Genomic DNA, 9,423 nt, shown 5'->3' with positions numbered 1-9,423 from the left:
CCCCGGAAACCGGCCGCCTGCTGTGTTGCATCTCCTTGCCGTGGCCCCGCCACGACGCGTCGCCGCGCCTTGCATTCGACCGGTTTCCGGGGCTGCGCGCATGCCAAAAAGATACTGAACAGGCTCTTAATCACGACGTGATGACTATCACGAGGGAGGCGCCCTCCTACCCCATCGTATAAAACACCAGCTGCGCCATCGCCGCATCAAAATACAGCGCCTGCCACGGTATCGCCACCACTGCCCCCCGCCGCTTGGGCGCGAGCATCACATACTTCAACTGGTTGGTCTTCACATCCACCATCAGGTGATCCACGATGCCGATCTTCTCGCCGCGTGCGGATACCACCGGACATCCATAGAGCAAATCGGCTGTGCTCGAGTCATGTGCGCGCAGGCGCAAAAAACGCGCAGGACCGGATTTGATCCTGGCGGAACGACGGCGGCTGCCGATGGGGCGTTGCATGCGGGTCTCCTTTCTGATGTTGGATAGTGGATCGTGTGTCAGGCGGCAGGCGTGCTGCTCCAGCTGACGCGACGCGAGCCGGCAGCACCGAGTGCGCCGCCGCCGATGCCGATCGCCAGTGCCAGCGCAACGGTCAGGAACACGACCCAGGCGCCGGTGCCGGCGCTCTGCACCACGTTCTCCGTCGCGGCACGGCCTTGCGGCGAAGCACTCTGGGCCGAACCGGACAGGATCAGCGCCTGGTCGACAATCGTCTCGGCGCGCGTCTGCTCGACGCCCATGCGGCTGGTGACGAGCTGCACAGCCTGGTCGCGCTGCCCGGCCTGCAGGAATTGCTGCAATTGATTCAGGGAAGCGGCGTCGGCCTGCACGCCTTGCGAGCGGATAAACGCAGCAATCGGCGAGGCGGCTCCGCCGGCGACACCGGCGCTGGCCATGCGCGAGACGTTGCCGAACACGCCGCTGACCAGCGTGCCGCCGACCGTGGTCGCGAGCGTCGCAAACAGGATGGTGGTGACCGCCCAGGACACGGCGCCGTGCAGCACGCCGTCCGACTTGCGCTTCAAGCCCGACATGCGGGCCGCGACATAGCCGCCGACGAAGGCGGACACCAGCATGCTGATGCCGGCCCAGATCAATGGCCCCGTGCCGAGACCGGCGCCTTCCGCAACTTCGGTCATCGTGAGACCGGTGGCAATACCGAGCAGCGTCAGCGCCAGCTGCACCGAGATGCCGACCGCCACGCCGGCCAGCACTGCACCCCAGCGGATGAAGGGAAACGCCGGACGGCGCATGCTGTAATTGGCAGGATCCCCTTGATTCAACGCATCGCTCCTCGCGCCCTGCGTTTCATTGATCGCCATATTGTTCACTCCTTTTTTACAAGACTGAAAACGATGGAGCCGGGCACGCGCATCAATCGCTACCGCCGCAGTCGCTCCGTGTGTCGAGGTCTTTTCACGATGACAAACGCAACAAACGTGCCCGTCATGCTGCAGACTCGACGCCCGACGAGTTCTCCGTGTTGGCCGCCTCGTCCATCGCCGACTTCATACGACGCAGAAACTCCCTGCGCACACGCCACTGCTTGGCCGGCCTGACCTTCAGGCGGCAGCGCAGTCCGATGCTGGCATCCTCGAGTTTTTCGACGCCGGCGATATCAAGCTCGTCAAGGATCGACGGGCCGAACACCGGGTCCATCCGCATGGCATCGCCTATCCCGTGCATGCGCCTGAAGACGTCGTCGAGATCCTGGTCGCGCCGCACATTGACGTCGATGACCGCATAGGCGTAATCCCTGCTGCGGTTCGTGACCGTGGTGATCATGCTGTTGGGAATGAAATGGACGCTGCCGTCATAGTCGCGGATGCGCATGTGCCGCAGCGTGACGCGCTCGACGTAACCGCTCTTGCCTGCGGCTTCGATCACGTCGCCTTCGCTCACCTGGTTTTCGATCAGCAGGAACAGGCCGGTGAAGAAGTCCTTCACCAGGCTTTGCGCGCCGAAGCCGATGGCAATGCCCGCCACGCCGGCGGTGGCAAGGATGGGTGTGATCGAGATGCCGATCGTGCCGAGCGTCAGCAGAATGGCCATGCCGATGATCACGATGTTGGCCGCGTAACGAAAGACGTTCATCAGCGTCTCGATGCGGCGCACGTCGTGCGGCTCCGCCTGCCGGCCGTCGTAGCGGCTGACGATCCCTCTCTTCATCACGCCCAGCAGCCGGTGGATGGCACCCAGCGCCAACCACGCCAATACCCAGATGACGAGGATGTGCGTCCATGGGCGTATCCATTCCCAGCCCTGCCGCAAGTCGTTCAGGTCAACGGACATTGTTCCAGGTCATGTTTCCAAAAGGGGTTGCAGAGCCGGGATGCAGAGCGGCTTGCAAATTCACACTCAAAGAAAAGAAGTGCAGGCGCCCTGGCCTGCACTCCTCACTGCTTCGTAAAAGCCCGCCTTCTGCGCGAAGGCGTCGATGTGTTGATCGGCTCTAGCGGAACCGTTCGACGATCACGCCGTTGTCCAGCCGCACACGCTCGCCGACCTGCACGCCGGGAGGCTGCTCCTGCACCAGCGTCTGGACTGAGCCGTTGTCCATGCGCACCGAAACGCGGTAGGCATCGTCCGCGGCGCGGGCGTTCTTTTGCATCTGGTGCCCGGCAAGCGCGCCGCCTGCCGCACCGGCGACGGTCGCCGCCTTGCGGCCGCTGCCGCTGCCGACCTGGTTGCCGAGCACACCACCGACGACGGCACCGGCAACAGTACCCAGGCCGATGCCGGACTGCTCGCGCGGCACCACATCAATGGCCTGCACCACGCCGTAACCGGTTGCGCTGCTGGTCGTGGTGGTGACGGGGATCGAGCTGGTGGAGGTGGTCACTGGAATGGAACTGCTGCCAGCGGTCGTTGATGTATCGCGTGGCGCGCTGCCGCAAGCGGCAAGTGCGGCGATCGACGCGCCCACCATGGCTGCTTTTGTTGTCTTGGTCCACATATTCATCTCCTTGTGTTTGAGGCTGCTGCTGGACTCATTCTTCCCGGGCTGCCCGCGTGGAAAGCTGTGCAGGCAGACTCCGGCTCCGGAGGGAAACTCATGCACTTCTCATGCCAGACCGTAGGGAAAGATTTCTATCGCGCATGTGTTGCCGGCACCGGAGGTGCGTGATGCGCATCAAGCCCCCTTCAAGCACCCATCATTGGCCGATCAACCGCGTTCAAGCATCCGTCGGGCACCGCTCTTTCTTACCCGTTCTTACAAGTTCACTTGCAAGACGTGCACTTTTACATTGCTCTGTATTTATTACCCGCTTCAACTTCACCGCGATGGCACGCGCCTGAATCCGGGATGGGGCGCAAGACGCAAACCGCAGCCATGGCGGGACCATGGCGAGGATATGCAACACCGCGGATCGCCCGAAGTCAGGATGCGTGGCACGCGCGTACTTGTTCAGCGGAGCCCTAGGTACGTGCTTTGCTTTGGCAGCAATGCATTGCCTTGATCAATCAGACAACATGGGTTGCCATGCAAAAAATTGCCCTTATCAGCGAACATGCATCTCCACTGGCCTTGATCGGAAGCACGGATAGTGGCGGCCAGAACGTCTATGTCGGCCAGCTTGCCAAGCATCTGGCACGACTGGGTTATCTGGTGGACATCTTCACGCGCCGCGACTCGGCCACTGCGGAGCTGGTCGTTGACTGGCTGCCGGGGGTGCGGGTAGTCCATGTACCGGCGGGGCCCGCGCACTTCATTCCAAAGGAGGCGATGCTGCCTCACATGGAGCAGTTCGGCCGCTTCATGATCCGTTTTGCGCGCAGGCAAAAGATTACCTACGACCTGATGCACGCCAACTTCTTCATGTCGGGCATGGTGGCGCAGCAGGTCAAGCGCGTGCTGGGCATTCCGTATGTCATCACCTTCCATGCGCTGGGGCGCGTGCGGCGCCTGAACCAGAAGGAAGCCGACGCCTTTCCCGATGTCCGCTTCACGATCGAAGAAGACCTGATGCGCGATGCCGACCGCATCATCGCGGAATGCCCGCAGGACAAGCGCGACATGGAGCAACACTATGGCGCGCCGAGCGAGCGCATCGACATCGTGCCCTGCGGTTTCGACCCCGAGGAGTTCTGGCCGGTCACGCTCGACGCCCGCCAGCAGCTCGGACTGGACCGGGACGAATTCATCGTGCTGCAGCTCGGGCGCATGGTGCCGCGCAAGGGCGTGGACAACGTGATCCGCGCCGTCGCGCAGCTGCGCCACGACTACAAGGTACCGGCGCGCCTGCTGGTCGTCGGCGGCAATGCCGAAAAGCCGGATCCGGTCGCCACGCCGGAGCTTGGCCGCCTGATGGCGCTGGCCAATTCGCTCGACATCCAGCATGCAGTGACCTTCACCGGGCAGCGCCAGCGATCGCAACTGCGCTACTACTACAGCGCGGCAAACGTGTTTGCCACCACGCCCTGGTACGAGCCCTTCGGCATCACGCCGGTGGAGGCGATGGCCTGCGGCACGCCGGTCGTCGGCACTGCGGTCGGCGGCATCAAGACCACGGTCGTCGATGGCGAAACCGGATACCTCGTGCCGCCCAACGACCCGAAGGCGCTGGCAGAACGCCTTGCGCTACTGCAGCGCCAGCCGCATCTCGCGCAGCGCATGGGCTGGGCCGGCATGCGCCGCGCGCACCAGCAATTCACCTGGCGCAACGTCGCCGAGAACATCGCCGCTATCTACGAACGCGTGCTCGAGAACGATGCACAGCCGGCCACGCTGTATGCCGCGCCACCGCTTGCCGTCGCAGGCGAAGTCGGCATGCGCAGCTGAAGCCGCCCGAATCGATTCACACCCTACTGAAAACCCCAACATGGAGAGCCAATTGAGCACACCCACTGCATCCAGCTATGTAGCGAACCCTGCCGAAGCCGACCAGTTTGCCGGCAAGACCATGCTCGTCACCGGCGGCGCCAGCGGCCTCGGCGCCGCTCTCTGCCATGTGCTGTCCTCCTGCGGTGCCAACGTCGTCGTCGGCGACATCAACCTCGACAAGGCGCAGACCGTTGCCGCGCTGATCAACGACACGCCCGGCAGGACGCATGCCATCGGCTTCAATGTCGGCGATCCCGTCGCCGCGGAACGCGCCATCGACGAAGCCATCGACCGCTTCGGCACGCTCGACGTGCTGATCAACAATGCCGGCACTGACGTCACCTGCTCCATCGACGAGCTCGCCTACACCGACTGGGACCGCGTCATCCGCACCAACCTGTACGGGCCTTTCCTGATGTCGAAATACGCGGCCCGCCACATGAAGAACGGCGGCCACATCATCAACATCGCCTCCACCGCCGCCAAGCGCACCTGGCCCAACGCCAGCGCCTACCACGCCAGCAAATGGGGCCTGCTCGGCCTGTCCCACGCGCTGCACGCAGAACTGCGCCCGAAAAAGATCAAGGTCACCGCCGTCATCGCCGGCGGCATGCGCACGCCGTTCCTGCTCGACCGCTTTCCGGACATCGACGTCGCGACGCTGCAGGACCCGGTCAACGTCGCCAAGGCAGTGAAGTCCGTACTGCTGCTGCCGGAGCAAACCGTCATCCCGGAAATCATGGTGCTGCCCATGACGGAGTCGTCATGGCCATGATCGACTGCTACAGAATTTATTGAGAGTTCGGTTAGTGCTTGACACACTCAACCCCCATCCCACCCTTCCCCCTACCAGGGGGAAGGAGCCGGTTCTCTTCTTTAGCAGGGCGAGTCGTTCGTTTTTTGGGTTTTGGGTCTTAGGTTCTCGTTTTTCCGCTTCTGACGCTGCCCAAAGATCGCAACGGAAAGCGGATCAAGAAGCGAAACATGTCTGAGCCGAAGGCGAGTTGGTTTCGCTTCCCGCTTTCCGTTGCGATCTTTGGGGAACCCCGCAGGGGCAGCGGCTGTGCGGTCGCCTTCTTTTGCTTACTTTTCTTGGCGAGACAAGAAAAGTGAGCGGCAGCCGGGCCGCCCCCGGCAAAGTCTCGACGAAGATCCAACCGCACCGAATCACCGGAGAGATCCCCGCAACTGCAACGGGGTAACACAGAAAAGAGCTATGAAAATGCGCGCAATCTTCCTGGACAAAGACGGCACCCTCATCGAAGACGTCCCCCACAACGTCAACCCCACCCTCCTCACCCTCACTTGGCAAGCCGGCCAGGGCCTGCAACTGCTCAAGCAGCTCGGCTACGCCCTGATCGTCGTCACCAACCAGTCCGGCATCGCCCACGGCCTGTTCACGGAAACCGCCCTCACACCCGTACAGCGCCGCCTCGGCGAACTGCTCGCGCAATACGGCGTTGCGCTCGACGGCTTTTACTACTGCCCGCACGCGCCCGACGGCGTCATCAACCGCTACGCGATCCGCTGCACCTGCCGCAAGCCCATGCCCGGCATGCTGGTGCGCGCCGCATCCGAGCATGGCATTGACCTGTCGCAGTCGTGGATGATCGGCGACATCCTCAACGATGTCGAAGCCGGCCGCCGCGCCGGATGCCGCACGGTGCTGATCGACAACGGCAACGAGACCGAATGGCTGATGTCGCCGATGCGCAAGCCGCATATCCGGGCCTCCGACCTGTACATGGCCGCCACGCTGATTGCCGCGGCCGACCACGTGGAAGAGGATGAAAGGAACGAGCGTGCCGGCCTCCCGCTGCACGGAGAAAGCGCACTCCGATGAAGACGGCGACATGGGAAACCGCGCGGCGCATCCTGTGCGTGCGCCTCGACTACCTTGGCGACGTGCTGATGACGACGCCGGCGCTGCGCGCGCTGAAGCAGGCGCAGCCCGGTCGGCATGTCACGCTGCTCACCTCCCGCAGCGGCGCTGCTGTCACGCCTTACATTCCGGAGATCGACGAGACCATTTCCTACGCCGCACCGTGGCTCAAGAGCAGCGCGCCGCACGACACATCAGCAGACTTTGCGATGATCGAGCAGCTGGCGCGCGGCCGGTTCGATGCAGCGGTGATCTTCACCGTCTACAGCCAGAATCCACTGCCGTCGGCGATGCTCTGCTACCTGGCCGGCATTCCGCTGCGCCTTGCGCACTGCCACGAAAACCCGTACCAGCTGCTGACGCACTGGATTCCCGATCCGGAGCCGCAGCAGCGGATCCGGCATGAAGTGCAGCGACAGCTCGACCTGGTCGCCAGCGTCGGTGCGCGTACCGGCGACGAGCGTCTGTCCTTCCGCATCCAGCCGGACGACGATGCGTCGGTATTGCGGATGCTGCGTGAGCAGGACATCGATCCCGGCCAGCCGTGGATCGTGCTGCATCCGGGCGCGACCGCCGCATCGCGGCGCTATCCGCCGCAGCATTTTTCCGAAGCAGCCGCCGCGCTTGCCCAACGGCTGCGGTGCCCGCTGGTATTCACCGGCAGTGCCGATGAAGCACCGCTTGTTGATCACATCCGCGACGGCATTCCCGGCACCCGTTCCCTCGCCGGCAGGCTCAGCCTCGGGCAGCTGGCCGCACTGATCGCGCGCACGCCGCTGCTGATCTCCAACAACACCGGCCCGGCGCATATCGCCGCCGCCGTCGGCACACCGGTCGTCGACCTGTACGCGCTGACCAATCCGCAGCACACGCCCTGGCAGGTACCGAGCCGCGTGCTGTTCCACGATGTGCCATGCCGCCACTGCTACAAGAGCGTCTGTCCGCAGGGTCACCATGCCTGCCTGGCGGAAGTGGCGCCGCAGCGCGTGGTCCATGCCGCGCTCGAGCTCCTCGATGCCGGCCGTGACAGCGCCCCCGTCACCGATGTCGTCGGCATGCCTTTTCCTGCACACGGTCTGTAAAAATTCCCAGCTGTATTTATTACACCGGATTGCAAAAACGGAGCGGCCGCCTCGCGCGGTCCGGCCGCAAGCGCGAGATCCGCTGAAGCCGCGCGGCAGCAGGCAGCGTCACCTCGTCCGCCGCCACCTCTTTCGCTTGGCACAGAGCTTGCGACACTGCTTGTCATCTATCCCAAGGAGACAAACATGCCACGTAACGCCACAACCAAGTCTTCCTCCAAGTCATCCTCGCGCAGCACTGGACGCGGTACTGCCAAGGGATCCTCGCAGGACGTCCTGCACCTTCTTGCCGAAGATCACAAGCGAGTGCTGAAGATGTTTGACCAGTTCGAAAAGCTGAAGGAAAAGAACGGCGAGGATGAAGAAACGATGCAGCAGCTGGTGGAAACCGCCTGCGCCGAGCTCACCATCCATGCGCAGGTCGAGGAAGAAGTGTTTTATCCTGCCGCCCGTGAAGCCATCGACGACATGGACCTGCTGGATGAGGCCGAGGTCGAGCATGCGTCGGCACGCCAGCTGATGACCGAGCTGGCCGCCATGCAGCCGGGCGACGACTTGTATGAAGCCAAGTTCACGGTACTCGGCGAGTATGTGAAGCACCATATCCAGGAAGAAGAGAAAGAGCTCTTCCCCAAGGTCAAGAAGTCGGACCTTGACCTGATGGAGCTGGCAGAGGAAGTCCGGGAGCGCAAGATGGAATTGCGCGACGAACTGGGTGTGATGTCGGATGAGGAGGATGAGGAAGACGAGACCGAGTCCTCATCGCGCAGCCAGACACGCAAGAATATCCACTGAACACCCAACGCTTCATGGCAGAAAGGCTTCCTGTGAATTTGCCTGATGTAGAACTGCGCGCGTCCCAGGCCAGAACCACCCAGGCGGTGGATATCGTAGCATTCGTGGACGCGCAGGAGATTCCGTTCCAGTATTTCGGCACGCCCTATCGCCTGGCGCCGGTCCCCGGCGGCGAGAAGCTGTATGCGCTGCTGTGCGATGAATTGCGCCGGAGCAGCAAGATCGGCATTGCCTGCGTCGTGATCCACGCACGCCAGCACCTGGCCGCACTCACACCGCAAGGCCGGTCGCTGATGCTCACGACCCTGCGCTGGATGAACGAGATGGACGACGATGCCTCAGGTATCGATACTTCGGGCGTCGATACTTCGGGCGTCGACACGTCAGGCGTCGATGCCTTGTACCTGGACGACGCAGGGAGCGACGAGCTGCTGTTCGCATCGCGAAAGGTCTCGGCCACGCCGCAGGCCGGTGGCTTTGACCTCGACTATATGGGAGCTGCACAGCCCCATGCATTCCAGCCCGGCATCCCGGCGCTGGAGGAGCAGATGATGAAAGACAAGAAAACCGCAGGCATCCTGGTCGAGGAGCTCGACGGTTTGCTCGACGACGATGAATACATCGATGAGATGTACCTGACACCCGCCCTGCGCCACAATCCCCACCCGGTCAACGGATACGCCATGCGCGCAGGTAGAAGCCAGGGGCAGCGGCCTGCCGCCCCCTCCCTGCACGGCCGGCATGGCGGCAAGACAGGCCACCACCTTGGCGCCTCTGTGGGGCGGCGCCGGCGTTTCGGCTAGCAGACGGTTGAAAACGTAGCGGGCGCGCG

The 9,423-nt window shown here is 63.2% G+C and carries 11 protein-coding genes; 7 read left to right on the top strand and 4 right to left on the bottom strand.

Translation table 11 applies throughout. From position 1 onward, the window contains the following. Positions 1–182: hypothetical protein (locus ACYVIA_RS15350; RefSeq protein WP_460842239.1), on the top strand; the 182-nt coding region annotated here is incomplete at its 5' end. Here the strand turns inward: ACYVIA_RS15350 and ACYVIA_RS15345 are convergent. The 4 genes from ACYVIA_RS15345 to ACYVIA_RS15330 all read right to left on the bottom strand — a co-directional run bounded on the left by ACYVIA_RS15345 (position 167) and on the right by ACYVIA_RS15330 (position 2,963). After that, a complete protein-coding gene (locus tag ACYVIA_RS15345; RefSeq protein ID WP_460842237.1) occupies positions 167–466 on the bottom strand; it encodes a PRC-barrel domain-containing protein in 300 nt (99 codons plus the stop codon). The two genes, ACYVIA_RS15350 and ACYVIA_RS15345, sit on opposite strands and share 16 nt — an antisense overlap. A gap of 38 nt (positions 467–504) precedes the next feature. Next, positions 505–1,329, bottom strand: a complete 825-nt coding sequence (locus ACYVIA_RS15340; RefSeq protein ID WP_460842235.1) for a hypothetical protein — start codon at positions 1,327–1,329, stop codon at positions 505–507. A gap of 124 nt (positions 1,330–1,453) precedes the next feature. Beyond that, positions 1,454–2,299 carry a mechanosensitive ion channel family protein gene (locus ACYVIA_RS15335; RefSeq protein ID WP_460842233.1) on the bottom strand — a complete coding sequence of 282 codons (846 nt, stop codon included), beginning with the start codon at positions 2,297–2,299 and terminating at the stop codon, positions 1,454–1,456. 160 nt (positions 2,300–2,459) lie between these two features. After that, a complete protein-coding gene (locus ACYVIA_RS15330; protein WP_460842231.1) occupies positions 2,460–2,963 on the bottom strand; it encodes an outer membrane lipoprotein in 504 nt (167 codons plus the stop codon). A gap of 528 nt (positions 2,964–3,491) precedes the next feature. Between ACYVIA_RS15330 and ACYVIA_RS15325 the strand changes: the two genes are divergently transcribed. The 6 genes from ACYVIA_RS15325 to ACYVIA_RS15300 all read left to right on the top strand — a co-directional run bounded on the left by ACYVIA_RS15325 (position 3,492) and on the right by ACYVIA_RS15300 (position 9,394). Further along, positions 3,492–4,790, top strand: a complete 1,299-nt coding sequence (locus ACYVIA_RS15325; protein ID WP_460842229.1) for a glycosyltransferase family 4 protein — start codon at positions 3,492–3,494, stop codon at positions 4,788–4,790. A 52-nt stretch (positions 4,791–4,842) separates the two neighbouring features. Further along, a complete protein-coding gene (locus ACYVIA_RS15320) occupies positions 4,843–5,607 on the top strand; it encodes an SDR family oxidoreductase (RefSeq protein ID WP_460842227.1) in 765 nt (254 codons plus the stop codon). A 441-nt stretch (positions 5,608–6,048) separates the two neighbouring features. After that, a complete protein-coding gene (locus tag ACYVIA_RS15315) occupies positions 6,049–6,675 on the top strand; it encodes a D-glycero-alpha-D-manno-heptose-1,7-bisphosphate 7-phosphatase (protein ID WP_460842226.1) in 627 nt (208 codons plus the stop codon). Continuing rightward, a complete protein-coding gene (gene waaF / locus ACYVIA_RS15310) occupies positions 6,672–7,796 on the top strand; it encodes a lipopolysaccharide heptosyltransferase II (RefSeq protein ID WP_460842224.1) in 1,125 nt (374 codons plus the stop codon). The genes ACYVIA_RS15315 and waaF overlap by 4 nt, the downstream gene beginning before the upstream one ends. Before the next feature lie 186 nt (positions 7,797–7,982). Next, a complete protein-coding gene (locus ACYVIA_RS15305; RefSeq protein WP_460842222.1) occupies positions 7,983–8,591 on the top strand; it encodes a hemerythrin domain-containing protein in 609 nt (202 codons plus the stop codon). A 32-nt stretch (positions 8,592–8,623) separates the two neighbouring features. After that, positions 8,624–9,394 (top strand): Ku protein, encoded by a 771-nt coding sequence (locus tag ACYVIA_RS15300; protein WP_460842221.1) that lies wholly within the window; start codon positions 8,624–8,626, stop codon positions 9,392–9,394. The last annotated feature ends 29 nt before the right edge of the window (positions 9,395–9,423 follow it).

Source organism: Noviherbaspirillum agri (assembly GCF_054780595.1).
The sequence above is the reverse complement of the archived record's forward strand: the minus strand, read 5'-3'. Positions and strand labels throughout refer to the sequence as shown.

Coding starts and splice junctions, on each gene's coding strand:
- ACYVIA_RS15325 (WP_460842229.1), top strand. CDS start 3,492: ATGCAAAAAATTGCCCTTATCAGCGAACATGCATCTCCACTGGCCTTG.
- ACYVIA_RS15305 (WP_460842222.1), top strand. CDS start 7,983: ATGCCACGTAACGCCACAACCAAGTCTTCCTCCAAGTCATCCTCGCGC.
- ACYVIA_RS15330 (WP_460842231.1), bottom strand. CDS start 2,963: ATGTGGACCAAGACAACAAAAGCAGCCATGGTGGGCGCGTCGATCGCC.
- waaF (WP_460842224.1), top strand. CDS start 6,672: ATGAAGACGGCGACATGGGAAACCGCGCGGCGCATCCTGTGCGTGCGC.
- ACYVIA_RS15335 (WP_460842233.1), bottom strand. CDS start 2,299: ATGTCCGTTGACCTGAACGACTTGCGGCAGGGCTGGGAATGGATACGC.
- ACYVIA_RS15315 (WP_460842226.1), top strand. CDS start 6,049: ATGAAAATGCGCGCAATCTTCCTGGACAAAGACGGCACCCTCATCGAA.
- ACYVIA_RS15340 (WP_460842235.1), bottom strand. CDS start 1,329: ATGGCGATCAATGAAACGCAGGGCGCGAGGAGCGATGCGTTGAATCAA.
- ACYVIA_RS15345 (WP_460842237.1), bottom strand. CDS start 466: ATGCAACGCCCCATCGGCAGCCGCCGTCGTTCCGCCAGGATCAAATCC.